Raw genomic sequence first — 25580 nt, 5'->3', positions numbered from 1 at the left:
TAAAAAACGCCTGTATGATACCGCAGTTCGGTATTCAACGCAGTAGTAGAAATAGTCACTAAAATAGAGAACAGGAATATTTATGAGCCGCACGAAAAAGCGATTTATCGCAGGTGCTACATGCCCGCATTGCAAAGCCCAAGATTCATTGATGGTGTTTACGGAAGATGGGCAAGAACACGCACAGTGTGTGGAGTGCGATTACAATATGAGCGAAGCGGATATGCAAAGCGAAGAAAAATCTTCGAATGTATCGCGCGATCAGGTTATTGGCGTGTTTAAACCCTAAGCATCACGCGGTAGGCCTTTTTCAACAACACGAATAAGGCGCTCGGTTAAGCGTGAATGCTTATGCTCGGTGTTGTTCTCATTTAAGTGTTGCTCATGTTGTCCCAGAGCCCATTCAATATGTACTTTTACCATCTCGCTGGCAGTTTCTAAACGCGCTGATAGTGCCTCAATAACGGTTGCGTTGGTTGGCGCATTGCCCATGGCAATCGCTAAATTCCGTTGCCACTTTTCATAGCCAATACGGCGAATGGGAGAACCTTCCGTTTCCTGTAAAAATCGCGCTTCATCCCAAGCCCACAATTCGAGCAAATCTGGCGTATGCAGTTCATGCCGCGGGAGAAAATCTGTTTCCGGCGTTGGTTTTGCGTAGCGGTTCCATGGGCAAACAAGTTGGCAATCATCACAGCCGTAAATCCGGTTCCCCATGGGTTTACGAAACTCTTCAGGGATAACACCCGCATGTTCAATCGTGAGATAACTAATACAGCGCCGAGCATCAACTACATAAGGTTCAACGATCGCTTGGGTGGGGCAGATAGTGATACAAGCCGTGCAACTGCCACACTGCTCGGGCTGCGGTTTATCAACGGGTAACGGCAGATTGATTAATAGCTCGCCTAAGAAGAACCAAGAGCCATCTTCACTATCGAGTAGCAATGTATGTTTACCGGTCCACCCGAGCCCAGCCTTCTCGGCAAGTGGGCGCTCTAGAATTGGTGCAGAATCAACGAAAGGGCGGAAATCTGCATCAAGATCGTAATCGTTGCGGTTTTCTTGGATGAATTTGGTGATTTTTTCGCCTAGCTGTTTCAACCGCTTGCGCAGAACTTTATGATAATCGCGGCCTAAGGCGTAGCGGCTTACATAACCTAGCTGTGGCTGTTTCAATACCGCGGCAAAACGCGCGCCTTCGGGAAGATAATCCATGCGCACGCAAATAGCGCGCAAGCTACCGGGGTGCAACTCTGCTGGCCGCGCCCGCAACATGCCGTGGCGCTCCATGTAATCCATGTCGCCGTGATACTTCTTATCAAGCCATTCTTGCAGCTTTTCTTCATGCGCTGACAAATCAAGATCACTAATACCCACCTGCTGGAAACCGAGGTCAATGCCCCATTGTTTAATTTTTTCTGTTAATCCGTGGTAGTCAGGTGTCATTTTGTACTCAATTTATCGTATGCTGTGGATAGAAAGTAGTGTCAGCACAGGTTGTTCGGTTGGCACTTGGCGCTGAACTAAAACGCCGAACTAAAACAAGAAGGAAGTGCATGTGCAAACATCGTTAACCCGCAGCATACCACAGCAACTTTATTTGCCGGAACAGGTGGCTGAGTTCGAAGGCGAAGCCGCAGCTCGGGCGGGGTTAGATCTGTGGCAGTTAATGCAACATGCAGGCGCTGCAGCATGGGAATGCTTGCAACAGCAAATTACGGTAGATGCAGAAATCGCTGTTCTGTGTGGGCCCGGCAATAATGGAGGCGATGGCTATGTATTGGCACAACTGGCGATTGCCGAAGGCTACACCGTGCGTGTGTTTGCTATTGGCGAGCCGAAAAGTGCCGAAGGCCAACGCGCTATTCAAGGTTGGCTAGAAGCGGGAGGCGAAATTGAGCCCTTGGCCGATTGGCTTGAACAAGATCCGGATTATATTGTGGATGCATTGCTGGGAACTGGCTTGAATAGTGAAGTTTCGGGAGATATTCGCGAATGTATTGAAGCGGTGAATGATTCAGCGCTACCGGTGTTAGCGATCGATATTCCGTCCGGTTTAAACGCAAACACGGGTGTGGTGATGGGCGTGGCCGTGGTGGCAAGCCATACGGTTACTATGGTGGCCGTTAAACGTGGCCTAACAACGGCCATGGCGGCCGATTATATTGGCCAGCTGTGGTTTGCTGATCTCGGTATTCAACGTGAATTTAGGTTACTAACCGAGCCTGCGGCTTGGTGGTTGCAAAAAAGCCAATTAGTGCATGATTTATCACCACGGAAAAAGGTTTGTCAAAAAGGTAACTTTGGCCATGTTGTTGTAATTGGGGGTAGCGCAGGGATGGCGGGTGCGGTTCGGTTGGCCGCTACCGCAGCGTTACGAACCGGTGCGGGTAAAGTAACTGTTATCTGCGAGCCGGGCCAAGAGGTTTTGATTGGCATTCAACCCGAGCTTATGGTGCGAGGCTTGCACGCGGATGCGGCAGAAGCTGATGAACTTGTTGAACGCGCGAGTGTCATTGCAATAGGTCCTGGTTTAGGGCAAAGCCATTGGGGGCGGCAGTGGTGGCAACGTTTTTGCCAACGCTCACAAGAAAAACCGATGCCAGCAGTAATTGATGCCGATGCTTTAAATTTACTGGCGATGAACCTGCGTGATGGCGACGATCTGCCTTTATCGGAAGGCAATGTATTTACCCCACATCCGGGCGAAGCAGCTCGATTATTGCAATGCCAAATCGTTGATATTGAACAAAACCGTTGGTTAGCGAGCGATACTTTACAAGAGCTTTTAATCGGAACAGTGGTATTGAAAGGCGCGGGTAGTTTAATATCCGGCACATCGGGAACTGCCGTGTGTACTCATGGAACGCCTGCGATGGCAATTGCTGGCATGGGCGATGTATTAACCGGTATTATTGCCGGGTTGTTAGCGCAAGCACCGGCGCTAGGCTTAAATATCGATTCGGCAGCCAAGGCAGCAGTGTTAGTGCATAGCCTCGCGGCGGAATATGCCGCTCGGGGGCATAGCCGGGGAATGCTAGCAACCGATGTAATTGCGGAAATTCCGCGCTTTGTGAACCCTAGGAATGATGTAGTATGACTAATAGCAATAGTGTTCAAGCGCAAGTGGCGTTGCCACTGGCCGATGAACAAGCCACGGAGGCTTTAGGCGCGAACATTGCGAAGGCTTGTGTAACGCCTGCGGTTATCTATTTACGCGGTGATTTGGGGGCAGGCAAAACTACCTTTAGCCGCGGCTTTATTCAATCACTGGGGCACGAGGGCGCCGTTAAAAGCCCAACATACACACTAATTGAGCCTTATGAGCTGGCGAATTGGCGCGTATATCATTTTGATTTATATCGCTTAGGTGATCCGGAAGAGCTTGAATTTATGGGCATTCGTGATTACTTTGGAGCAGATAGCTTGTGTTTGGTGGAATGGCCTGAGCGCGGTTTCGGAATCCTGCCACAAGCCGATTTAGTGATAACATTAAGACCTGCAGAAAGCGGGCGTTTAGCTGAGCTTGCAGCATACAGCGATATTGGGGAAGCGTTATTAAAACATCTGTTGTAAAACAACGTTGGCAATTTATTTTGCTCAGCTGGCTTTTGGCTAGCTGCGCTTTGTTGTGGTCGTCTGCGAGTATTGCGCAATCCATTGAGAATGTGCGAGTTTGGCCATCAGCAGAAAAAACACGGGTAGTGTTCGATCTTTCGGCGGAACCTACCTATACCTATTTCACCATATTTGATAATCAGCCTTATCGGATCGTGATTGATTTTCAGAACACTGAAAACCGCGTTGATCTGAGCGGTGTGGAAATTGCTTCTGATGTGGTTCGGGTTATTCGGCCGAGTGGCTCCCCGCGGGCTGGTACCTCGCGTGTAGTATTAGAAATTAGCGGTGCTGTTGCACCTGAAGTTTTTCCTTTGGGCCCATCCGGAAACTCCGGACACCGGTTAGTTGTGGATATCGCGGGCGCTACCAATACTTCTCAACAATTACCCGCGGAGCAAACAAGCAGCCCAGCGGCTACTAGCAATGAACCACGAGTACCGCGTACGCTAGATACAGTTCCGATTCGGCCTTTAGTGATCGCTATTGATGCTGGCCATGGCGGGCGAGATCCTGGCTCCATTGGGCCGGCCGGCACGTATGAAAAGATAGTAACGTTAGCGGTTGCTCGCAAACTCGCGGCGCGAATTAATGCTGATCCAGGGATGCGCGCGGTGTTAACACGAACGGGTGACCAATCATTATCGTTGGCGCAACGAACCAGTGTGGTGCGCCGTGAACGTGCTGATTTCTTTGTGTCGTTACACGCTGATGCGTTTACTACACCACAGCCTCGCGGTGCTTCGGTATGGGTGTTATCCAAGCGGCGTTCCGATACGGAACTTGGCCGGGCGCTCGAGAATAAAGAACGTTTGAGTGAAGAATTGATTGATGTTGAGCACATATTGCAAGATGGTGAAGAAGATCCTTATTTGAACAGAGCCTTTTTAGATATGTTTCGCGATAACTCAATGGCCGACGGCCATGAAGCGGCTACCATCATTCTTGATCAATTAGGACGTGTTACTAATTTGCATCGAAATCGCCCAGAAGGTGCGAGCTTTGGCGTATTGAGCGCGCTTCGAACACCTTCGGTGCTGGTTGAACTTGGTTTTATTTCTAATCCGCAAAAAGAACGCCTTTTAATAAACAACAATCATCAAGATCGCTTAGCAAATGCGTTATATGCAGGAATCCGTGAATTTTTTATTCGGAACCCAGTAGCCGGCACGTCGCTGGCTGAATCGCGTATACAAATGCACGTTGTTGCGCGTGGCGAATCGCTATCGGTTATTGCCGCTCGGTATGGTGTTAGGGTAGATACAATAAAGCAGCACAATGGTTTGCGCAGTAATACGATTCGCGTTGGCCAGCAACTTGAAATCCCGCTTGGAAGGTAGATGCTATGGCAATACGATTATTACCGCCGCAGCTTGCCAACCAGATCGCTGCGGGCGAAGTAGTAGAGCGGCCGGCATCGGTTGTAAAAGAACTTGTTGAGAACTGCATTGATGCGGGCGCAACTGAGCTGCGAATCGATATCGAAAAAGGCGGAGCACGGCGAATTCGGATTCGTGATAATGGTTCCGGTATTCCGAAAGATGAGTTAGAACTGGCACTTTCGCGCCATGCCACGAGTAAAATTGCAACGCTTGATGATTTAGAAGCGATTCATAGTTTAGGTTTTCGTGGTGAAGCTCTCGCCAGTATTAGTTCAGTATCGAGGCTGCGGTTAAGTTCGAAACCAGCGGACCAAACGGAGGCATGGCAAGCTTGGTGTGAAGGCCGAGATATGCAAGTTACGCTCGAACCTACCTCGCATCCGAATGGTACTACCGTTGATGTTCAAGATCTTTTCTTTAATACGCCTGCACGGCGCAAATTTTTACGTACCGAAAAAACTGAGTTTGGACATATTGATGAAGTAGTTCGCCGAATCGCTTTAGCGTGTCCGGAAGTTGATATTCAACTCAATCATAATCAACAACTATTGCGCCACTACCCAAGTGCAAATACGGATCAGAAATTGCTTTCGCGTTTGCGGCAAATAGCGGGCAAACGTTTCGCCGATGAAGCTCTTCATATTGAGTGGGCTCCAGAAGCGAATGACGAGCACGCAGTAGCAATACGTGGGTGGATTGCACCACCGCAAGCGTGCCGGCATCAAACTGATGTCCAGTATATGTATGTAAACGGCCGAATGATGAAAGATAAACTCTTAAATCATGCGGTACGCCAAGCTTATGGTGATAGTTTAAGTAACGATCGGCAGGCAACATATATTCTCTATATCACCTTGCCAGCAAATGATGTAGACGTGAACGTGCACCCAGCGAAACATGAAGTTCGTTTTCAGCACGCTCGGCAAGTACATGATTTTGTATTGTTGCAAATTCGGCAAGCGCTGGCGCCATATATCAGTGAACAACAGCATGCCTATGAACACCATTATGAATACACGAAGCTGACGCCGAAACACGAGGTCGCGCCAGAACCAGCAAGCAAAGAATTGCCACAACAAAGTTCTATAACGCCAGCCACAAGTGGCCGCAGTATTCTGCCGGGGGCATTTCGTGGCACGGCAACGAAACCTTCGAGTGAGCAACTGAAAGAACAACAAGCCTATCAAAGCTTGTATGCAACAAGGGTTCCGGAAGTAAGCACAAAAGACGCCGGCGATTCAGCGCTAGAAAGTGTACGAGGAAGCGAATTTAATGAGGCGCATAAACTACTCAGTTTATTAGCTGATCGCTGGGCGTTAATGCAAGCAGGTGATGAGTTAACCCTTTTGGACATTCAGCAAGCGCATTTGCGAGTGCAAACTCAAAGGATTCGGCAACAACTAATCATTGGTTTATCAGGGCAACCATTGTTGGTTCCGGTACAACTTAAGGTTGAACGGGCGGAGATTTTGAATTTCCCCGCTGTGCTCAGCCGTTGTGGGTTGTTATTCGAGCAAAAACGATTGCGTGGTGATCAGTATCAGCTAACCATTAAGCAGGTGCCGGAGGCTCTACGCAAAGGTGATTTGGGCCAAACCATACCTAAGTTATTGGCTATTCTCGCGGATTTAGTGGATAGCCATAAGAACCATGAAAAAGATGCGTTCGCCCAGAAGTTAAGCGATTCGAACCTTGCCGATTGGCTTGCCACCCAAGCATTAAAATCGGAATACTCAATTGCAGAAGCTAAGCAATGGTTGCAGCTCATTCAACAATCCCCAAACTGGCAGAAATTGCTGCGGCCGTTAAATTGGCGCAATAGTTTCGGCGCTGATAAGGAAGTTTAATGAGTATAGATATCGCTGAATTATCGGAACATTTACAGCAAGGCGTGATTTGTTTAAGTGGGCCAACTGCGGCAGGTAAAACTGCGCTCGCCATGGCCTTAGCGAAAAAGCTTCCGGTGGAACTGATAAGTGTTGATTCTGCTCTTATATATCGGGATATGGATATCGGCACTGCGAAGCCCACTTCCGAAGAGTTAGCCGTATGCCCGCATCACCTAATTGATATTCGAGATCCCGCCGAAGTTTATTCGGCGGCTGATTTTCGTTCTGATGCATTAGTATTAATTAAAAAAATTCGCGAGCGAGGGAAAATTCCGCTGCTGGTGGGTGGCACCATGCTGTATTTTCGTGCGTTACTTGCGGGCTTATCGGAGTTACCGGCGGCTGATGCGGCGATCAGAGAAAAATTGCAGTTACGGGCGGAAAGTGAAGGCTGGGCAGTTTTGCACCAAGCGTTATGTGCCATCGACCCGGTAGCTGGCGCGCGCATCCACCCAAATGACCCGCAGCGTCTACTTAGAGCGCTTGAGGTTTATGAAATAACTGGGCAAACAATGACCCAGTTAACGCAAACACAACAGCCGGGCTTAATGCTGCCTACTTGGCAAATTGCAGTAGCACCGGCTGATCGGAAAATCTTACATCAGCGTATTGAACAACGGTTTCAGCTAATGCTAGATGCTGGCTTTGCCGATGAAGTGAAGAAGCTACGAGATCGCGGTGATCTGCATTTAGATTTACCGTCAATGCGCTCTGTGGGGTATCGGCAGATGTGGCTGCACCTACAAGGTGAGTTGAGCGCGGCTGAAATGAAAGATAAAGCGATAATTGCAACTCGCCAATTGGCCAAACGGCAAATTACATGGCTACGTTCTTGGCCGGGCTTAACGTGGGTTGATTCACTCAATGAAGGCTACGAAACAACCGCACTGAATGCCTTACGCAAAGCGCCTTTAGCGCCGCAAGAATGGATAAAATAAAACAGTTCTCATCAAGCGGCCACTACTTATTAATGAAAAGCTCTTGAAAATTAGAAAAAAAAGCCCAAGATCAATTTGGACTAAAATTGAATTTTGTTGCTACACTAAGTTTGTGTTCATATTTACAGAGCAGTTTTTTCGCTCTACAGCACAATTATACACAGGGATAGCGAAGCGTAATATGGCAGTGGCACCCGTAACAATACTAATAAAATAAAGGAGCCAACTATGGCAAAGGGGCAAACCTTGCAAGACCCTTTTTTGAACGCACTGCGTCGTGAAAGAATTCCGGTCTCTATTTATCTCGTGAATGGTATTAAGCTGCAAGGCCAAGTTGAATCATTTGATCAATTTGTGGTGTTGTTAAAAAATACTGTGAGCCAGATGGTTTATAAACATGCGATTTCAACCGTCGTGCCTGCGCGGACACCGAGTCAGTATCCGCCTCAACTTGGGCAGGACGAGAACGAAAACGATTAAATTGTTCATAAAGGAACAATGAAGGAGCGGCTTGCTTGTTTGAGCGGTATGAAGGTGGCGAGCAGGCCGTGTTGGTTCACGTAGAGTTTTCTAATGAATCGGCACGGGAAGATCTCGAAGAATTAAAGTTGTTAGTGTCCTCGGCAGGCGTTGAAGCGGTTTCAGTGATCACCACTTCAAGGCACTCTCCAGATGCACGGCTGTTTATTGGTTCAGGTAAAACTGAGGAAGTTGCCGCCATGGTGGAAGCCACGGGGGCCGAAATTGTGATTTTCAATCACTCACTTTCGCCTTCGCAAGAGCGAAATATTGAGCGCGAGGTGAAATGCCGAGTGCTTGATCGTACGGGCTTGATTCTCGATATATTTGCTCAACGTGCGCGAACGCATGAGGGTAAATTACAGGTGGAATTGGCTCAGTTGCGGCATATTTCTACCCGATTAATTCGCGGCTGGACTCACTTAGAGCGCCAAAAGGGCGGTATAGGCCTGCGCGGTCCAGGTGAAACTCAGCTGGAAACCGACCGTCGATTGATTCGCGGACGGATTAAAAATATTTTAGCGCGGCTCGAAAAGGTATCGAAGCAGCGTGAGCAAGGCCGGCGCTCACGGCAGCGTGCTGAAATCCCTACAATTGCATTGGTTGGATACACCAACGCGGGTAAATCAACGCTATTTAACCGGCTTACTGATTCTGATGTTTATGCGGCGGATCAATTATTTGCAACGCTAGATCCAACATTACGTAAATATGAATTGCCAGATGTCGGTGCACTTATATTTGCCGATACGGTTGGCTTTATTCGGCATCTACCGCACGATCTTGTGGCTGCGTTTAAAGCAACTTTGCAAGAAACTCGGGATGCGGAATTACTGCTTCATGTTATGGATTGTCACGATGAGCGCATGCTCGATAATCAACATGAGGTTGATAAAGTGCTTACCGAAATAGCCGCAAGTGATGTTCCGCAGTTGTTGGTGATGAATAAGCTTGATTTGGTTGCTGATTTGCAACCCCGTATCGTGCGTGATGACGATGGTAAACCGCGAGAGGTTTGGTTATCAGCACAAACGGGTGCAGGAATTGAGCTTTTACGGCAAGCATTACATGAAATTTTAGTGCCGCAATTGATGATTGAAGAGCTGAGATTGGGGCCAAATCAGGGTAAATTGCGTAGTAGTTTATACGCGTTACAATGCGTTACAGATGAACGCCCACAGGACGATGGAGATGTGATAGTATCAGTCCGTGTTCCTGTCGTAGAGTGGCAGCGTTTACTGAAACAATTTGGTGAGCAACTAACACGAAGCTTGTGTTAGTTTTAGTACGTTTTCGATAACAATGTATTTGTTGGAGTAATCAATGGCCTGGAATCAACCGGGAAATGGCGGCAAAGATAAAGATCCTTGGGGCAATAAACCTCAGGGCGGTCGTGATCAGGGCCCACCTGATCTGGATGAAGCTTTGCGTAGCCTTATGGGTAAGTTAGGTCTTGGTGGCGGTAAAGGCGGCCAAGGTAGTGGTGGTGGTTCAGGTGGTATACCGAAAAAAGCGGTAGGAATCGCGTTAGCTTTGGTATTTGTAGTGTGGATTATCGCTGGCTTCTACACGGTGAACGAAGCTGAACGAGGGGTTGTCCTGCGTTTTGGTGCGTATCATTCTGAAGTAGGGTCTGGCTTGCACTGGCGGCCAATGTTTGTTGACGAGGTAGAGAACGTTGATGTTAACAATGTTCGCTCACAGCAAACCGCTGGGTTCATGCTTACGGAAGACGAAAACGTAGTTCGTGTAGAGCTTGCTGTTCAGTATCGAGTGATGAATCCACGGGCTTACTTGTTTAACGTAGAAGCACCCGATTCAAGTTTATCGCAAGTAACGGATAGTGCTTTGCGCTACGTTATTGGTCATAACACGATGGATAATATTTTAACCGTGGGTCGTGAAGAAGTTCGGCAGCAAACGTGGCAAATTATCGATCAGTTAACCCAGCGTTACGATTTAGGCATTACCGTTATTGATGTCAACTTCCAAGGCGCGCGTCCGCCGGAAGAAGTTCGCGATGCGTTTGATGATGCTATTCGCGCACAGGAAGATCAGGAACGTTTCGTTCGCGAAGCGGAAGCTTATGCGCGGGAAATTGAACCTACGGCTCGTGGTCGAGTGCGCCGGTTACAACAACAAGCGCAAGCCTATAAAGAGCAAATGGTTTTACGAGCAGAAGGTGAAGTATCTCGCTTTAACGATTTACTGCCACAGTATCAGGCTGCTCCAGAAGTAACTCGCCAGCGTATTTTCTTGGAAACACTAGAGAAAATATACGCGAATAACGCGAAAATATTTATCGATGTAGATGGTGGTAATCAAATGATGTATCTGCCGCTTGATAAAATTTTAGAGCAACACAATTCGCGTGTGGTGCGTCCGCAAGCGCCAATTTTGCCGGCCAATTCGCAGCAAGATGGCCAAAGCTCATCGAACCAAAGCTCTAGTCAACAAGATAGTGGCCGAACGAGCAATCGATTCACTCCACGGGGAGGGAACTAAGCAATGAGAAACCTAACGATAGTTATCGTCATTATCCTCGCGGTGCTGGGCTACTCTTCGTTGTTCACTGTTGCTGAGGGCGAGCGCGGAATCGTGATTCGATTCGGTAAAGTGGCACAAGATGAGCAGGGCGTTGCCGTTGTTTATAATCCTGGTTTGCACTTCAAGCTCCCGTTCATCGAACGGATTATTAAGCTTGATGCACGGATTAAAACACTAGATGGGCAAGCCGACCGCTTTATCACCAGTGAAAAGAAAGATTTGATCGTTGATGCATTTGTAAAATGGCGCATTGAAGATTTTTCAAAGTACTATCTTTCTACTGGTGGTGGTAATCAAGTTCAAGCAGAAGAACTTCTGATGCGCCGAATCAATGCTGGCTTAAGAGCAGAATTTGGTTCGCGAACCATTCGGGATATCGTTTCTGGTGAGCGTGATGAGTTAATGGAACAAGCATTGATTCAAGCTTCAGAAAGCTCAAATGATTTGGGTATTCAAGTGCTGGATGTGCGCGTTAAGCAAATCAACTTGCCTACAGAAGTAAGCACCGCGATTTACGAACGGATGCGGGCAGAACGTAATGCAGTAGCACGGGAACATCGTTCAGAAGGCCGCGAGCAGGCAGAAATTATTCGTGCTGATATTGATGCGCGTGTAACGGTAATGCTTGCAGATGCAGATCGTGAAGCACGGCAAATACGTGGTGAAGGGGATGCGGAAGCCGCGCGGATTTACGCCGAAACATACGGAAAAGATCCAGAGTTCTTTGCATTTGTGCGTAGCTTAGAAGCGTACACTGCAAGCTTCGGTGAAGGCGATAGCGTGCTTGTGTTAAGCCCTGATAGCGAGTTCTTCAAGTATTTCAACCAGATGGATATTCAGGTTGATTAGAGCTGACGATTAGCTTTGAAGTACGATATTGAAACGGGAGCTTAGGCTCCCGTTTTTACGTTTTACTATTACAAAACGTGGTTAGTTACTTCTTAATCGTTAGCCCATCGGTTACTCTGTTAGCAATGATTGAAGTAGATGCCGCCGCAATGGACATTCACCAAAAAACGAGAAGCTTATGTATCAATATTTATATAAACATTTTCTAAATGCGCGGCCTGGCCTACTGCACTGCGCGCCTCATAGCCATTATTATTGGCCGGATGTAACCCGGGATGCGCAGCTAGCGTATTGGGATGATTCAGCAAAGTTTGCCGATGAAAAATGGGGCTTTCTGTTCACTGAGAAAGTACCCGAGTTACAACAAAACATCGCGAAGGAATTAAATTTAGCGAGCCCTGACCAAATCGTTTTTGCACCGAATACGCATGAGCTTGTATATCGCCTTCTTAGTGTTTTCTCGGCAGCAAAGCCCTTAAGTATACTCACCACCGACGGTGAATTTCACAGCTTCAATCGACAAAGCCGACGTATCCTAGAGCGCGGGAATGTAACCATGGAATGTGTTCCTTGTGAACCTTCCCATAGTTTCGCCGAGCGTTGGCAGGCAGCTGTTGCGAAACAGCCGTGGGATTTAATCTTTATTAGCCAAGTGTTTTATAACAGCGGCATCGTGGCGCCAGAGCCGAATGTGTGGCTAGATTTGGTGCAAGATCAAGATACGCTTATTGTGGTTGATGGCTACCATGGTTTTTGTGCGTTAGAAACGGATTGGGCACCTTACCAGCAGCGTATATTTTACCTCGCCGGAGCCTATAAATATGCGCAAGGGGGTGAGGGAATGTGCTTTGCTGTGGTACCGCAACATTGTAAGTTACGGCCCGAATATACCGGCTGGTTTGCGGATTTTGCCGGGCTAGCAAAAGCGCAAGAGGGAACTGTAAATTACAGTGATGATGGCATGCGTTTTGCTGGTGCCACCATGGATTTCAGCGCTATGTATCGTTTGAACGCGGTGTTTGAATTATGGCGTAGCGAAGGGCTGGATACGGCCACTCGACATGCGTATATTACTAAGCTGCAGAACGCCTTCTTATCCCATATTGATACACTGAACCATCCGCAGTTGAACCGGAATAATTTATTATTAGCGCCGAGTGAAACGGGCGCCAAACATGGCCATTTTTTCACGTTCTTATTGGAATCCGCTGAGGTTGTCGAGCAACTTGCTGGCAGATTGCGTGAGCAAGGTGTGGCTACAGATTATCGCAATAACCGGTTGCGATTTGGCTTCGCGCTTTATCAAAATGTAAATGATTTCCAGAAAATACAGGGATAACCTGTAAATTTTGGCGTTGTGTTTAAAAATCACTCTGCAAAAGCGGGGCTTTCTGCTAGAATCCCCGCTTAATCCACCGCCATACCAGCGTCTATACATCCAACGTGTGAACTAAAACTATCATGAGTAAAAACGTCGTTATTCTTGGCACCCAATGGGGTGACGAAGGCAAGGGAAAAATTGTTGATCTGCTAACTGATAAAGCAACATATGTTGTGCGCTATCAGGGTGGCCATAATGCAGGTCATACACTCGTTATCAATGGTGAAAAAACGGTATTGCATTTGATTCCATCAGGAATTTTACGCGATAACGTAACCTGCGTGATTGGTAATGGCGTAGTGCTTTCACCAGAAGCGTTGATGAAAGAAGTCACTATGCTTGAAGAGCGGGGTATTCCTGTTCGCGAGCGTTTGCTTATCAGCGAAGCTTGCCCGCTAATTTTGCCGTATCACATAGCTTTAGATCAGGCGCGTGAATTAGCGCGTGGCAAGAAAGCTATCGGTACAACTGGGCGTGGTATTGGCCCTGCTTACGAAGACAAGGTTGCCCGCCGTGCAATTCGTATTGGTGATTTATTTCACCCTGAGCGTTTGGCCGAAAAGCTTGCAGAAACGATGGAGCTACACAACTTTGTGCTAACGCAATACTTCAAGCAAGAAGCTGTTTCTGTTGAAGATGTTCTGGCCTATTGCTTAGACGTTGCAAAAATACTGAAGCCTCTGATAGCGGATGTTCCAGGTATGCTTGAGAAAGCTCGCCAGGAAGGAAAAGCGATTATGTTTGAGGGTGCGCAAGGGACTCTGCTTGATATCGATCACGGCACCTATCCTTATGTAACTTCGTCAAATACGACTGCCGGGGGCGTAGCCACTGGTGCAGGCTTTGGTCCGCGTTATCTGGATTACGTTTTGGGAATCGTGAAAGCATACACGACACGTGTTGGTTCAGGCCCGTTCCCAACCGAGCTGGATTGTGAAGTGGGCGAATACCTTGGCGTGAAAGGCCATGAATTTGGTGCTACTACTGGACGTAAACGCCGGACGGGTTGGTTTGATGCGGTTGCCATGCGCCGGGCAGTGCAAATTAACTCTATCAGCGGATTGTGCTTAACGAAGCTTGATGTTCTTGATGGTTTAAAAGAGTTAAAGATCTGCGTAGGTTATAAAATGCCAGATGGCAGCATAGCTGATTTACCGCCAATGGCTGCAGAAGACTATGAATTGGTTGAGCCTGTTTATGAAACCATGTCGGGTTGGGATGAGCGCACAGAGGGAGCTACAGAGCACTCTCAGCTGCCCGCAGCTGCACTTGCCTATATTAAGCGCTTAGAAACGCTCCTAGGCGTTCCTGTTGATATTATTTCCACAGGACCAGACCGGGCAGAAACAATCGTACTTCAGCATCCTTTTGGTGCTTAAGCGATAATTAGTTTGTAGATAGGGAAATCGAGTTCAACCAAAAGCGGACGCAAATAAATTATTGTTTGCGCCCGCTGTTTGCAGAACGCTCGAATTAAGCTGTTTTTTTAAGCTGATGTCTTAAAATTTAAGCAGTCAGATAAAAAAATCAAAAAAAATGCGCATATGTGGTTGCAAGACCCTAATCGATCCCCTAGAATGCGCTCCACCTAAACGGTGGCGCCGGCATAGCTCAGCTGGTAGAGCAACTGACTTGTAATCAGTAGGTCGGGAGTTCGACTCTCTCTGCCGGCACCATTTTTTAGAAAAAAACTCGTGGAGGGGTTCCCGAGTGGCCAAAGGGATCAGACTGTAAATCTGACGGCTCCGCCTTCGCAGGTTCGAATCCTGCCCCCTCCACCATTTTTTCTGATTAGGTCCGAGGTAGCCCTGAATCTGATCGCGGGTGTCGTATAATGGCTATTACCTCAGCCTTCCAAGCTGATGACGCGGGTTCGATTCCCGCCACCCGCTCCATATCAAATTTGTGTTGCTGATATAGCTCAGTCGGTAGAGCGCACCCTTGGTAAGGGTGAGGTCGGCGGTTCAAATCCGCCTATCAGCACCAGTTGATTTGCAGTTTCAGTTTCAACAAAACCTCCCCTAATCGTAAAAAAACACATTTAATTTAAACATCATGAAGCACTGGCGAACATTGTCCGCCGCGCGTTTCGAAAGAGAGGCTGTTATGGCTAAAGCAAAGTTTGAACGTTCTAAGCCGCACGTAAACGTAGGTACTATCGGTCACGTTGACCACGGTAAAACTACTCTGACTGCGGCCATTACATCTGTCCTAGCGAAACACTACGGTGGCTCTGCTCGTGACTTCGCACAAATTGATAACGCGCCAGAAGAAAAAGCGCGTGGTATCACCATCTCTACTTCACACGTAGAGTACGATACTCCATCACGTCACTACGCACACGTAGATTGCCCAGGTCACGCGGATTATGTGAAAAACATGATCACGGGTGCTGCGCAAATGGACGGCGCTATCTTAGTAGTAGCATCTACCGATGGCCCAATGCCACAAACACGTGAGCACATTTTGTTATCACGCCAGGTAGGCGTACCGTTCATCGTAGTATTCATGAACAAGTGCGACATGGTAGACGACGAAGAGTTGTTGGAATTGGTAGAGATGGAAGTTCGTGAACTTTTATCAGAGTACGATTTCCCAGGTGACGACTTGCCAGTAATCCAAGGTTCAGCGTTGAAAGCGTTGGAAGGCGACGAAGCATGGGAACAGAAGATTCTAGAGCTTGCAGAAGCGCTTGATACGTATATCCCAGAGCCAGAGCGTGATATCGATAAGCCATTCTTGATGCCTATCGAAGACGTATTCTCAATCTCAGGCCGTGGTACTGTAGTAACCGGTCGTGTAGAGCGCGGAATCGTGAACACGGGTGATGAAGTAGCTATCGTTGGTTTGAAAGACACCACGAAAACTATCGTAACGGGTGTAGAAATGTTCCGTAAGTTGCTTGACGAAGGTCGTGCAGGTGAGAACATTGGTGCGTTGTTACGTGGTACTAAGCGTGAAGATATTCAACGTGGCCAAGTATTAGCGAAGCCAGGCTCAATCACTCCACACACTAAGTTTGAAGCTGAAGTGTATGTATTGAGCAAAGAAGAAGGTGGTCGTCATACGCCATTCTTTAAAGGTTACCGTCCACAGTTCTACTTCCGTACAACTGACGTAACGGGTGCTGTAGAGCTTCCAGAAGGCGTAGAAATGGTAATGCCTGGTGACAACATCAAATTCGTAGTTGAATTGATTGCACCAATCGCTATGGACGACGGTTTACGCTTCGCAATCCGTGAAGGTGGCCGTACTGTAGGCGCTGGTGTTGTATCTAAGATTCTTGATTAATTTTAGATAACACCACGAAAAGAAGGCGCCTTAGGGCGCCTTTTTTATTGCTTGGCATCCAGAGAAATACCAAGGAAATCGCAGGGCTGAACGCTCTTGCTTCGAGTGATTATTAGCCTATTGCGATTAAGATAGGCTATGCTGGTAGAGTATCGAACAAGCATCGAGGTACATAGCCATGAAAAAAGAAAAAAATCCAGATACCGAATCAGAGCAACGTTTAGAAAACGTTTCCGGTAATAGCTTAGCTCAGGCTCTACCTATTGGTATCGCTATCGGTGTAGCGCTAGGTGTTGCATTTGATAACATGGGTTTAGGCATCGCTTTGGGTATAGCTATCGGCGTAGCTTTTATACCAGCATTTAGTAGTGCTGCGAAAAAGAAAGATTCCAGCGACGAAAGTGAATAGCGAAATACCATGACAACCTGGATAAGCCATAGGGGCTATGCAAAATCAGCTACCGAAAACACCGGCGAGGCTTTTGATGCCGCTATTGATTTAGGCTTCGAGCATCTTGAAACGGATTTGCGTTGTAGCCGCGATGGCCATATCGTGCTTTGTCATGATCCAGATCTTGCGCGTGTTGCTGGATCGTCACTAGCGATTCACCAGTTAACTCGGAAAGAACTTTCACAACAACGTTTACGAGGCGGTGAATTTCTTTTGTTTTTTGATGAGCTGCTTGAACGTTATGCCCACTATCGTTGGATATTAGATATTAAACCAGAACAGGCTCAGCAAACCTTCAATGCACTTGAAAAGTTATCTGCAGATGCTGCGGTAGCACGGTTCTTAAATCAACAAGCGCGATATCTCGTTTGGCAAAATAACCACAAACAAATTTTAACCGACGTCGTAGCAGATGCCTTTTGTCTAGCGCGTGAACCTGAGTGTTATCGAGCGGGAACTGCCGCTCTTCTAGGTTTACCCGGCTTAGGTAAAATCGTAAAGGGGCAGTACTACGCAGTACCACCGAGATTAAAAGGCGTTCCTATCTTAAATAAAAACATGGTAGCGCGGTTCCATCAACATGGCGCCCACGTGATCGGCTATTTGCCCGAAACTGCGGCACAACACGAGCAAGCGTTAGCCGCCGGCGTTGATGAACTACTTACAAATCATGCCCCGGAACTATTGAAAGCAGAAACGCGTAGTGCAAGCGGTTTTTAGTCACTTCATGGCTTGCTTTTAAGCCTTTGATCGGTATAATGACGCGTCCATTCCGATGCCTATCTTCCTCCCAGCTTGCTATCACTTGCTTAAGGTTGGTTTAACATCGGGATTTAGAATAATTTCTAGGGGTGTAGTTCCAATTGGTAGAACAGCGGTCTCCAAAACCGATGGTTGGGGGTTCGAATCCCTCCACCCCTGCCAGTTTCAGCTGAATCAACGCGGGTCCGGCATATAATGAGTGTAAATACAGAAAACCAGGGAAATTCACTGGATATCGTTAAGTGGATTATTGTAGTAGCTCTGCTTGTTGCTGCGGTTATTGGTAACAACATGTATGGCGATATGTCCGTAGCATTGCGGGCATTAGCGGTGGTTGTTCTTGTTGCTATCGCAGGCTTTGTTGCTGCGAAAACAGAGAAAGGTTCCACTTTCTTAACGTTTGCAAAAGAAAGCCGTACTGAAGTTCGCAAAGTAGTGTGGCCAAGCCGTAAAGAAGCCACGCAAACAACCTTAATTGTGTTGGCCGCTACTGTGCTAGTAGCTTTGCTGTTGTGGGGATTAGATGGCATTTTAGTTCGTGTCGTTGGCCTAGCAACTGGTATTCGCATCTAAGGAGTCAGCATCATGACCGAACCAAAGAAAAAACGTTGGTATGTCGTACAAGCATTCTCAGGCTACGAAGGCCGCGTTGCGAAAACCCTAGCTGAGTACATTAAAACGCAAGGCATGGAAGAGAAGTTTGGTCAGATTTTGGTACCAACTGAGCAAGTAGTTGAAATGCGCGGTTCTCAGCGCCGTAATGCTGAGCGCAAATTTTTCCCAGGTTATGTGCTGGTAGAAATGGCGATGGATGAAGATTCATGGCATTTAGTGAAAAGCACGCCTCGCGTATTAGGTTTCATTGGTGGCACCGCAGAGCGCCCAGCGCCAATTTCGCAAAAAGAAGCGGATGCTATTTTAAATCGTTTAACTGAAAACGCTGATCGTCCACGTCCGAAAACCCTGTTTGAACCAGGTGAAATGGTGCGTGTTAACGATGGTCCGTTTGCAGATTTCAACGGTACTGTGGAAGAAGTCGATTACGACAAAAGCCGCATGAAAGTTTCTGTATCTATTTTTGGCCGGTCAACCCCGGTTGATTTAGATTTCAGCCAAGTCGAAAAGGCTTGATCACGTAGGCGGATTACTATACAATCCGCCTCCGTTTTTTACATTTGGGAAGCCGTTTGAGTAAGTCTCCTCTTGGCTTACGAGGCGTATAACCCTTAACACAGAGGTTTTATCATGGCTAAGAAAGTTTCCGCCATCATCAAGCTGCAAGTAGCAGCCGGTGCGGCTAATCCGTCACCACCAGTTGGTCCAGCGTTGGGTCAACATGGTGTGAACATCATGGAATTCTGTAAAGCGTTCAACGCTTCTACTGGCGAGCTTGAAAAAGGCGCTCCAGTACCAGTTGAAATTACAGTATTTGAAGATCGTTCATTTACCTTCATTACTAAAACTCCTCCTGCAGCGTTCTTGTTGAAAAAAGCAGCAGGTGTTAAGAGTGGTTCAGGTCGTCCTAATACTGAGAAAGTAGGTACTGTTACCCGCGCTCAGCTAGAAGAGATTGCTAAAACTAAAGAGCCAGATTTAACGGCAGCTAGCCTTGACGCAGCTGTACGTACTATCGCAGGTTCTGCTCGTTCAATGGGCCTGAAGGTAGAGGGGTAATAGATATGGCACGTTTAACCAAACGTATGCGCACCATCCGTGAAGCAATTGATGGCAACCGTGATTACGATATTAATGAAGCAATTGCTTTACTTAAAAAGTTAGCAACTGCAAAGTTCACTGAAAGCGTAGATGTTGCAGTGAACCTAGGTATTGATGCACGTAAATCAGATCAAAACGTTCGTGGTGCAACTGTACTACCAAACGGTACTGGTCGTGATGTACGCGTAGCTGTATTTACTTCAGGCGCGAATGTTGAGAAAGCCAAAGCTGCTGGTGCAGAACTAGTAGGTATGGAAGATCTTGCTGAGCAAGTGAAGAAAGGCGAAATGAACTTTGATGTTGTTATCGCATCTCCAGACGCAATGCGCGTTGTTGGCCAGTTAGGTCAGATTTTAGGTCCACGTGGCCTAATGCCTAACCCGAAAACTGGTACTGTAACTCCAGACGTAGAAACTGCAGTTAAAAATGCAAAAGCTGGTCAGGTACGTTACCGTAACGATAAGAACGGTATTATTCACTGCACTATCGGTCGTGTAGATTTTGAAGACGGTAAATTGAAAGAGAACTTAGAAGCATTATTGGTAGCTTTGAAAAAAGCAAAACCAGCCAATGCAAAAGGCTCTTACATTGGCCGTGTTAGCATCTCCACAACTATGGGTGCAGGCGTTCGTGTAGATCAATCTACATTGGAAGCGCGCAGCTAATTAGCGAAGGCTAATAGCTTAGGTTTGCCGGCTCATATATTGAACTTGGTAAATACTAAAATCTGTTTCAGTTTTAGGGTTGGAGTCGCCTCTCATTTTTAAATGATGTGGCTCTCATCCAAGACCGCAGGCGCAAATACCGAGAGGTATTTGCTTAATCAATGAAAGCCAGCGCAGATGGTGATATCCGACTCAGACTCTCTGGGTAGAGATTCACCGTGACAAAGCGGTAAGGGCGTTTAGTAATAGACAAACTTGCCAAATTGTAACGTACGAGTGGAAAGCGAAGGCTTGAAACTCTTAACACGAGGTGATGCTAGTGGCACTTGGTTTAGTAGCAAAAAAAGCAATCGTTAAAGAAATTAACGATGTTGCTTCAGAAGCACTATCCGTCGCTGTAGCTGAGTATCGTGGAATGGAAGTTGCGGAACTAACCGTACTTCGCCGCCAAGCTCGTGAACAAGGCGTGTATCTGAAAGTTATTCGGAACACTCTTGCGAAGCGCGCATTGGAAGGTACGAAGTTTGAAGACATTGAATCTGTACTGAAAGGTCCTTTGGTATATGGTTTCTCTATCGATGCACCAGGCAGCGCTGCTCGCCTGTTCAAAGATGCACAGAAATCATCAAAGCATTTGAAAGTAACAGCATTGTCTATCGGTAATGGTTTGATGGGTCCAGAAAAATTGGACGCAGTAGCATCACTTCCGACACGCGACGAAGCATTGGCCAAATTGCTTGCCACCTTCAAAGCTCCGGTTACCAAATTTGTTCGTACTATCAATGAAGTACCTACTAAATTTGTCCGTGTGCTTGGTGCAATCAAAGACGCTAAATAAGCGACAAAATAAATTAAATTTTTTAATCCTTAACCCGGGAGTTTAGAGAAATGGCTCTGACTAAAGAAGATATCTTAAACGCGATCGCTGAAATGCCAGTTATGGAATTGGTTGAATTGATCGAAGCTGCTGAAGAAAAATTCGGTGTTGACGCATCTGCTGCTGTTGCAGTAGCTGCTGGTCCTGCTGCCGCTGGTGAAGCTGCAGAAGAACAAACTGAGTTTACTGTAATGTTGAAATCTGCTGGTGCTAACAAAGTTGGCGCAATCAAAGCAGTTCGTTCAGCTACAGGTTTAGGCTTGAAAGAAGCAAAAGCTTTGGTTGAATCAGCTCCAGTAGCTGTTAAAGAAGGCATCGCGAAAGCGGACGCTGAAGAACTGAAGAAACAGCTTGAAGAAGCTGGTGCAGAAGTTGAGATCAAGTAATACACTTGATCTTCAGCGAGGCCTTTAAGGCTTTGGCCTGGTGACTTAATTGTCACCAGGCTTTTTGCGCTAAAAAGGATACACCCATTTTTCCTGTATTTGTGGGTATATCGACAGTGATAATACAGGCGAACGGATTGTGACGAAATTCGTTGGCAGCTACCAAACTCCTTTGGTGGCTAGGGTCAGAAATCAGCTAGCTGAGGAACCCCATGGCGTACTCCTACTCTGAAAAAAAACGTATTCGTAAGGACTTTGGAAAGCGCCCACAGGTGCTTGAAGTGCCTTACCTGCTCTCGATTCAGCTCGATTCATTTAAGAAATTTATTGATGCCGATCCTGAAGGTGGATATGGACTAGAAGCGGCATTCCGCTCTGTGTTCCCAATCGCCAGTTATTCCGGCAATGCTGAATTGCAGTATGTCAGTTACCGTCTGGGTAACCCGGTATTTGACGTAAAAGAATGTCAAATTCGTGGCGTTACCTACTCTGCTCCTTTGCGGGTTACTTTACGTCTGGTCATGTATGACCGCGACGCGCCTGCAGGTACGATTAAACAAATCAAAGAGCAAGAAGTGTACATGGGCGAAATTCCGCTCATGACCGAGAACGGTACTTTTGTAATTAATGGTACTGAGCGGGTAATCGTTTCTCAGCTACACCGTTCACCAGGCGTATTCTACGATCACGATCGTGGTAAAACGCATTCATCTGGTAAAGTTTTATACAACGCACGCGTGATTCCTTACCGTGGCTCTTGGTTAGATTTCGAGTTCGATCCGAAAGACAACGTATTTGTCCGTATCGATCGCCGTCGTAAATTGCCAGCCACGATTATTCTTCGTGCGCTTGATTATACCGACGAACAAATTCTTGAAATGTTCTTTGAGAACAGCTTCTTTGAAGTTCGCCGCGATAAAATTTTCATGGCTGTGGTACCGGATCGTCTTCGCGGTGAAACTGCGTTGTTCGATATCAAGGCGCCAGACGGCTCTGTTATCGTTGAAAAGGCTCGCCGTGTAACCGCGCGCCATATCAAACAAATTACTGATCTCGAAATTAAAGAGATGGAAGTACCGGTTGACTATTTGGTAGGTAAAGTACTTGCTAAAGATTATGTAGTTAAGAAAACCGGTGAAGTAATTGCGAAAGCAAATGAAATCCTTACGCTTGAATTATTGGCTAAATTACGTGAAGCAGGCTTCAAGAAATTTGAAACGCTTTTCGTTAATGATTTAGACCATGGACCATACATCAGCGAAACCTTACGTGTGGATTCGAGCACGAATCGCTTAGAAGCATTGGTAGAAATTTACCGTATGATGCGTCCAGGCGAGCCACCTACAAAAGAAGCAGCGGAAGGCCTGTTCGAGAACTTATTCTTCTCGGAAGATCGCTATGACCTTTCTACTGTAGGCCGTATGAAGTTCAATCGCCGCTTAGGCCGCGAAGAACTGACTGGCCAAGGCACATTAACGCGCGAAGATATCGTTGCGGTAATGCGTAAACTAATTGAAATCCGTAACGGCCTAGATGTTGTTGATGATATCGACCACTTGGGTAACCGCCGGATACGTTCAGTTGGTGAAATGGCAGAGAACCAATTCCGTGTTGGTTTGGTACGTGTTGAGCGTGCTGTAAAAGAGCGTTTAAGCTTAGGTGATCTTGATGCGATTATGCCGCAAGATTTGATCAACGCTAAACCAATCTCTGCTGCTGTAAAAGAGTTCTTTGGATCAAGCCAATTATCACAGTTCATGGACCAAAATAACCCATTGTCAGAAGTTACGCATAAACGCCGTATTTCTGCTCTAGGTCCAGGCGGTCTTACCCGTGAACGTGCCGGCTTCGAAGTTCGAGATGTACACCCAACGCATTATGGTCGTTTGTGTCCAATCGAAACCCCTGAAGGCCCGAACATAGGCTTGATCAACTCATTAGCAACGTTCTCACGCACGAACGAATATGGCTTCTTAGAAACGCCATATCGTAAAGTAGCCAACGGCGTTGTTACTGATGATGTTGAATATTTATCAGCCATTGAAGAAGGTAAGTATGTAATCGCTCAGGCGAATATCACTTTGAATGAAAAAGGTGAAATTCAAGAAGAGCTCGTACCAAGCCGATTCAATAATGAATTTACACTGACTTCGAAAGAACAAGTGCAATTCATGGACGTTGCGCCGCAGCAGATCGTATCGATCGCAGCGAGCATGATCCCATTCCTAGAACACGATGATGCTAACCGTGCTTTGATGGGCTCAAACATGCAACGTCAAGCTGTGCCAACATTGCGCGCAGATAAGCCACTCGTTGGTACCGGTATCGAACGCACTGTAGCGGTTGATTCAGGTGTAACAGTGGTAGCGAAGCGTGGTGGTGTAATTGATTATGTAGATGCTAGCCGTATCGTAGTTAAGGTTAATGAAGAAGAGTTGATTGCCGGTGAAGCGGGGATCGATATCTATAACCTTACTAAATACACACGTTCAAACCAGAACACCTGTATCAACCAAAAGCCGTGTGTAAAAGATGGCGAACCGGTTATGCGTGGTGATGTGCTTGCCGATGGTCCTTCAACGGATCTTGGTGAACTCGCACTGGGCCAGAACATGCGCGTAGCATTTATGCCTTGGAATGGTTACAACTTCGAGGATTCAATCCTAGTTTCTGAGCGTGTAGTGCAAGAAGATCGCTTAACTACGATTCATATCCAAGAATTGAACTGTGTTGCTCGTGATACCAAACTTGGCGCAGAAGAAATTACTTCTGATATCCCGAACGTTGGTGAATCAGCCCTTGGTAAACTTGATGAATCAGGTGTTGTATATATTGGTGCTGAAGTTAATGGCGGCGATATCCTAGTTGGTAAAGTAACCCCTAAAGGTGAAACTCAGCTAACACCAGAAGAGAAACTCCTCCGTGCAATTTTCGGTGAGAAAGCTTCGGACGTTAAAGATAGTTCACTGCGCGTGCCAAATGGCGTGAACGGTACTGTAATTGATGTTCAGGTATTTACTCGCGATGGCGTGGAAAAAGATAAGCGTGCGCTTGATATCGAAGCGATGCAATTGGCTCAGGTGAAGAAAGATCTTACCGATGAGTTCAAGATTCTTGAAGAAGGCTTGTATGCCCGTGTTCGTAGTTTGTTGTTAGCAAATGGTTTTGATGAATCGAAACTTGCTTCAATGGACCGCAGCCGTTGGTTAACGCAAAGCTTGAACAACGAATCAGCACAGCAAGATCTCGAGCAAATAGCTCAGCAGTATGAAGAGCTGCGCGAAGATTATGATAAGCGTTACGATGAAAAACGCCGCAAAATCACCCAAGGTGATGATTTGCAACCAGGCGTATTGAAAATCGTAAAAGTTTATTTAGCTGTTAAGCGTCGTATTCAGCCAGGCGATAAAATGGCCGGTCGTCACGGTAACAAAGGTGTAATTTCTACCATCGTTCCTGTTGAAGATATGCCTTACGATGAAAACGGTGAAGCAGTTGATATCGTTTTGAACCCGTTAGGTGTTCCATCACGGATGAACGTGGGTCAGATTTTAGAAACCCATTTAGGTGCTGCTGCTCGTGGTATCGGTCGTAAGATCGAGAAAATGATGGTAGCGCAACAGAAAGCCGCTGAGCTACGTGAGTTTATCCAGAAAGCTTACGATATTGGTAAAGGTCGGCAAGATGTTGATTTAAGCACGTTCAGTGATGATGAAGTAATGCGGTTAGCGGAAAACCTGAAGAAAGGTTTACCAATGGCATCACCAGTATTTGATGGTGCTATTGAAACGGAAATCAAAGCGATGCTTAAGCTGGCTGATTTACCAGAATCAGGTCAGGTTACATTATTCGATGGCCGCACCGGTGACACATTTGAGCGTCCGGTAACCGTTGGTTACATGTACATGCTGAAACTTAACCACTTAGTGGATGATAAGATGCATGCGCGTTCAACTGGCTCGTATAGCCTCGTTACTCAGCAGCCGCTGGGTGGTAAGGCGCAATTCGGTGGTCAGCGCTTCGGTGAGATGGAAGTGTGGGCTCTTGAAGCATACGGTGCCGCATATACGCTGCAGGAAATGCTAACGGTTAAATCTGATGACGTGAACGGCCGGACGAAGATGTATAAAAACATCGTCGATGGCAATCATGAAATGGATCCGGGTATGCCTGAATCGTTCAACGTGTTGCTGAAAGAGATTCGCTCGTTAGGTATTAACATCGAGTTAGAAGACGAATAAGCAGCCATTGTTCGCTTAGCGAAAGGCATTGAGTCAGCGCCGCCGAGGGTTTCGGCCCTCGGCCA

The 25580-nt window shown here is 46.8% G+C and carries 23 protein-coding genes and 5 tRNA genes; 27 read left to right on the top strand and 1 reads right to left on the bottom strand.

Going from position 1 to position 25580, the window contains the following annotated elements; genetic code table 11:
* Positions 1 to 82 precede the first annotated feature (82 nt).
* Positions 83 to 289, top strand: coding sequence for a YheV family putative zinc ribbon protein (locus CWE13_RS06760; protein ID WP_126807078.1), 207 nt, complete (start codon positions 83 to 85; stop codon positions 287 to 289).
* Here the strand turns inward: CWE13_RS06760 and queG are convergent.
* Positions 286 to 1449, bottom strand: a complete 1164-nt coding sequence (gene queG / locus CWE13_RS06755) for a tRNA epoxyqueuosine(34) reductase QueG (protein ID WP_126807076.1) — start codon at positions 1447 to 1449, stop codon at positions 286 to 288. The two genes, CWE13_RS06760 and queG, sit on opposite strands and share 4 nt — an antisense overlap.
* A gap of 112 nt (positions 1450 to 1561) precedes the next feature.
* On the opposite strand from queG, the gene CWE13_RS06750 reads away from it, so the two are divergent.
* The 26 genes from CWE13_RS06750 to rpoB all read left to right on the top strand — a co-directional run bounded on the left by CWE13_RS06750 (position 1562) and on the right by rpoB (position 25515).
* On the top strand, positions 1562 to 3103 hold the full coding sequence (locus CWE13_RS06750; RefSeq protein ID WP_198677904.1) for an NAD(P)H-hydrate dehydratase: 1542 nt from the start codon (positions 1562 to 1564) through the stop codon (positions 3101 to 3103).
* Positions 3100 to 3579, top strand: coding sequence for a tRNA (adenosine(37)-N6)-threonylcarbamoyltransferase complex ATPase subunit type 1 TsaE (gene tsaE / locus CWE13_RS06745; protein ID WP_126807072.1), 480 nt, complete (start codon positions 3100 to 3102; stop codon positions 3577 to 3579). Before CWE13_RS06750 ends, tsaE begins: the two co-directional genes overlap by 4 nt.
* 20 nt (positions 3580 to 3599) lie before the next feature.
* Complete coding sequence (locus tag CWE13_RS06740) at positions 3600 to 4961, top strand: N-acetylmuramoyl-L-alanine amidase (RefSeq protein WP_241973647.1); 1362 nt, start codon at positions 3600 to 3602, stop codon at positions 4959 to 4961.
* A gap of 5 nt (positions 4962 to 4966) precedes the next feature.
* Positions 4967 to 6850 carry a DNA mismatch repair endonuclease MutL gene (gene mutL, locus CWE13_RS06735; protein WP_126807068.1) on the top strand — a complete coding sequence of 628 codons (1884 nt, stop codon included), beginning with the start codon at positions 4967 to 4969 and terminating at the stop codon, positions 6848 to 6850.
* Positions 6850 to 7830, top strand: a complete 981-nt coding sequence (gene miaA / locus CWE13_RS06730; protein WP_126807066.1) for a tRNA (adenosine(37)-N6)-dimethylallyltransferase MiaA — start codon at positions 6850 to 6852, stop codon at positions 7828 to 7830. The genes mutL and miaA overlap by 1 nt, the downstream gene beginning before the upstream one ends.
* A 228-nt stretch (positions 7831 to 8058) precedes the next feature.
* Positions 8059 to 8310 (top strand): RNA chaperone Hfq, encoded by a 252-nt coding sequence (gene hfq, locus CWE13_RS06725; protein ID WP_126807064.1) that lies wholly within the window; start codon positions 8059 to 8061, stop codon positions 8308 to 8310.
* A 35-nt stretch (positions 8311 to 8345) separates the two neighbouring features.
* Positions 8346 to 9629: a ribosome rescue GTPase HflX gene (gene hflX, locus CWE13_RS06720; RefSeq protein ID WP_126807062.1), complete on the top strand. Its 1284-nt coding sequence runs from the start codon at positions 8346 to 8348 to the stop codon at positions 9627 to 9629.
* A gap of 43 nt (positions 9630 to 9672) precedes the next feature.
* Entirely contained in the window at positions 9673 to 10854 is a 1182-nt protein-coding gene (gene hflK, locus CWE13_RS06715) for an FtsH protease activity modulator HflK (RefSeq protein WP_126807060.1), read from the top strand.
* A gap of 3 nt (positions 10855 to 10857) precedes the next feature.
* A complete protein-coding gene (gene hflC, locus CWE13_RS06710; RefSeq protein WP_126807058.1) occupies positions 10858 to 11745 on the top strand; it encodes a protease modulator HflC in 888 nt (295 codons plus the stop codon).
* A 178-nt stretch (positions 11746 to 11923) separates the two neighbouring features.
* Positions 11924 to 13084 carry an aminotransferase class V-fold PLP-dependent enzyme gene (locus CWE13_RS06705; RefSeq protein WP_126807056.1) on the top strand — a complete coding sequence of 387 codons (1161 nt, stop codon included), beginning with the start codon at positions 11924 to 11926 and terminating at the stop codon, positions 13082 to 13084.
* A gap of 122 nt (positions 13085 to 13206) precedes the next feature.
* Positions 13207 to 14505 (top strand): adenylosuccinate synthase, encoded by a 1299-nt coding sequence (locus CWE13_RS06700; protein ID WP_126807054.1) that lies wholly within the window; start codon positions 13207 to 13209, stop codon positions 14503 to 14505.
* Positions 14506 to 14726: 221 nt separating this feature from the next.
* Positions 14727 to 14802: transfer RNA gene (locus CWE13_RS06695), tRNA-Thr, on the top strand.
* A gap of 20 nt (positions 14803 to 14822) precedes the next feature.
* Positions 14823 to 14907 (top strand) — tRNA-Tyr (locus tag CWE13_RS06690).
* 39 nt (positions 14908 to 14946) lie between these two features.
* A tRNA-Gly gene (locus tag CWE13_RS06685) sits at positions 14947 to 15021 on the top strand.
* Positions 15022 to 15036: 15 nt separating this feature from the next.
* Positions 15037 to 15112: transfer RNA gene (locus CWE13_RS06680), tRNA-Thr, on the top strand.
* Positions 15113 to 15232: 120 nt separating this feature from the next.
* Entirely contained in the window at positions 15233 to 16417 is a 1185-nt protein-coding gene (gene tuf / locus CWE13_RS06675) for an elongation factor Tu (RefSeq protein WP_126807031.1), read from the top strand.
* A 178-nt stretch (positions 16418 to 16595) separates the two neighbouring features.
* A complete protein-coding gene (locus CWE13_RS06670) occupies positions 16596 to 16826 on the top strand; it encodes a glycine zipper domain-containing protein (protein WP_126807052.1) in 231 nt (76 codons plus the stop codon).
* Between the two features lie 9 nt (positions 16827 to 16835).
* Positions 16836 to 17588 carry a glycerophosphodiester phosphodiesterase gene (locus CWE13_RS06665; RefSeq protein WP_126807050.1) on the top strand — a complete coding sequence of 251 codons (753 nt, stop codon included), beginning with the start codon at positions 16836 to 16838 and terminating at the stop codon, positions 17586 to 17588.
* Between the two features lie 127 nt (positions 17589 to 17715).
* Positions 17716 to 17792: transfer RNA gene (locus tag CWE13_RS06660), tRNA-Trp, on the top strand.
* Positions 17793 to 17825: 33 nt separating this feature from the next.
* Positions 17826 to 18203 (top strand): preprotein translocase subunit SecE, encoded by a 378-nt coding sequence (gene secE / locus CWE13_RS06655; protein ID WP_126807048.1) that lies wholly within the window; start codon positions 17826 to 17828, stop codon positions 18201 to 18203.
* Between the two features lie 12 nt (positions 18204 to 18215).
* Entirely contained in the window at positions 18216 to 18761 is a 546-nt protein-coding gene (gene nusG / locus CWE13_RS06650; protein WP_126807046.1) for a transcription termination/antitermination protein NusG, read from the top strand.
* Between the two features lie 114 nt (positions 18762 to 18875).
* On the top strand, positions 18876 to 19304 hold the full coding sequence (gene rplK, locus CWE13_RS06645) for a 50S ribosomal protein L11 (RefSeq protein WP_126807044.1): 429 nt from the start codon (positions 18876 to 18878) through the stop codon (positions 19302 to 19304).
* A 5-nt stretch (positions 19305 to 19309) separates the two neighbouring features.
* Positions 19310 to 20011 carry a 50S ribosomal protein L1 gene (gene rplA, locus CWE13_RS06640; RefSeq protein ID WP_126807042.1) on the top strand — a complete coding sequence of 234 codons (702 nt, stop codon included), beginning with the start codon at positions 19310 to 19312 and terminating at the stop codon, positions 20009 to 20011.
* 319 nt (positions 20012 to 20330) lie between these two features.
* On the top strand, positions 20331 to 20849 hold the full coding sequence (gene rplJ, locus CWE13_RS06635; RefSeq protein ID WP_007420313.1) for a 50S ribosomal protein L10: 519 nt from the start codon (positions 20331 to 20333) through the stop codon (positions 20847 to 20849).
* A 50-nt stretch (positions 20850 to 20899) separates the two neighbouring features.
* On the top strand, positions 20900 to 21274 hold the full coding sequence (gene rplL, locus CWE13_RS06630; protein ID WP_126807040.1) for a 50S ribosomal protein L7/L12: 375 nt from the start codon (positions 20900 to 20902) through the stop codon (positions 21272 to 21274).
* Between the two features lie 212 nt (positions 21275 to 21486).
* Positions 21487 to 25515 carry a DNA-directed RNA polymerase subunit beta gene (gene rpoB, locus CWE13_RS06625; protein ID WP_126807038.1) on the top strand — a complete coding sequence of 1343 codons (4029 nt, stop codon included), beginning with the start codon at positions 21487 to 21489 and terminating at the stop codon, positions 25513 to 25515.
* Positions 25516 to 25580: the final 65 nt, after the last annotated feature.

Source organism: Aliidiomarina shirensis (assembly GCF_003987345.1).
Lineage (GTDB): Bacteria > Pseudomonadota > Gammaproteobacteria > Enterobacterales > Alteromonadaceae > Aliidiomarina > Aliidiomarina shirensis.
This window is presented reverse-complemented; position numbering and strand designations above follow the sequence as displayed.

What these genes read in the sequence shown, in the direction of transcription:
- CWE13_RS06760 (WP_126807078.1), top strand. Translation starts at nt 83, where the DNA reads ATGAGCCGCACGAAAAAGCGATTTATCGCAGGTGCTACATGCCCGCAT.
- queG (WP_126807076.1), bottom strand. Translation starts at nt 1,449, where the DNA reads ATGACACCTGACTACCACGGATTAACAGAAAAAATTAAACAATGGGGC.
- tsaE (WP_126807072.1), top strand. Translation starts at nt 3,100, where the DNA reads ATGACTAATAGCAATAGTGTTCAAGCGCAAGTGGCGTTGCCACTGGCC.
- mutL (WP_126807068.1), top strand. Translation starts at nt 4,967, where the DNA reads ATGGCAATACGATTATTACCGCCGCAGCTTGCCAACCAGATCGCTGCG.
- miaA (WP_126807066.1), top strand. Translation starts at nt 6,850, where the DNA reads ATGAGTATAGATATCGCTGAATTATCGGAACATTTACAGCAAGGCGTG.
- hfq (WP_126807064.1), top strand. Translation starts at nt 8,059, where the DNA reads ATGGCAAAGGGGCAAACCTTGCAAGACCCTTTTTTGAACGCACTGCGT.
- hflK (WP_126807060.1), top strand. Translation starts at nt 9,673, where the DNA reads ATGGCCTGGAATCAACCGGGAAATGGCGGCAAAGATAAAGATCCTTGG.
- hflC (WP_126807058.1), top strand. Translation starts at nt 10,858, where the DNA reads ATGAGAAACCTAACGATAGTTATCGTCATTATCCTCGCGGTGCTGGGC.
- CWE13_RS06705 (WP_126807056.1), top strand. Translation starts at nt 11,924, where the DNA reads ATGTATCAATATTTATATAAACATTTTCTAAATGCGCGGCCTGGCCTA.
- CWE13_RS06700 (WP_126807054.1), top strand. Translation starts at nt 13,207, where the DNA reads ATGAGTAAAAACGTCGTTATTCTTGGCACCCAATGGGGTGACGAAGGC.
- tuf (WP_126807031.1), top strand. Translation starts at nt 15,233, where the DNA reads ATGGCTAAAGCAAAGTTTGAACGTTCTAAGCCGCACGTAAACGTAGGT.
- CWE13_RS06670 (WP_126807052.1), top strand. Translation starts at nt 16,596, where the DNA reads ATGAAAAAAGAAAAAAATCCAGATACCGAATCAGAGCAACGTTTAGAA.
- CWE13_RS06665 (WP_126807050.1), top strand. Translation starts at nt 16,836, where the DNA reads ATGACAACCTGGATAAGCCATAGGGGCTATGCAAAATCAGCTACCGAA.
- secE (WP_126807048.1), top strand. Translation starts at nt 17,826, where the DNA reads ATGAGTGTAAATACAGAAAACCAGGGAAATTCACTGGATATCGTTAAG.
- nusG (WP_126807046.1), top strand. Translation starts at nt 18,216, where the DNA reads ATGACCGAACCAAAGAAAAAACGTTGGTATGTCGTACAAGCATTCTCA.
- rplK (WP_126807044.1), top strand. Translation starts at nt 18,876, where the DNA reads ATGGCTAAGAAAGTTTCCGCCATCATCAAGCTGCAAGTAGCAGCCGGT.
- rplA (WP_126807042.1), top strand. Translation starts at nt 19,310, where the DNA reads ATGGCACGTTTAACCAAACGTATGCGCACCATCCGTGAAGCAATTGAT.
- rplL (WP_126807040.1), top strand. Translation starts at nt 20,900, where the DNA reads ATGGCTCTGACTAAAGAAGATATCTTAAACGCGATCGCTGAAATGCCA.
- rpoB (WP_126807038.1), top strand. Translation starts at nt 21,487, where the DNA reads ATGGCGTACTCCTACTCTGAAAAAAAACGTATTCGTAAGGACTTTGGA.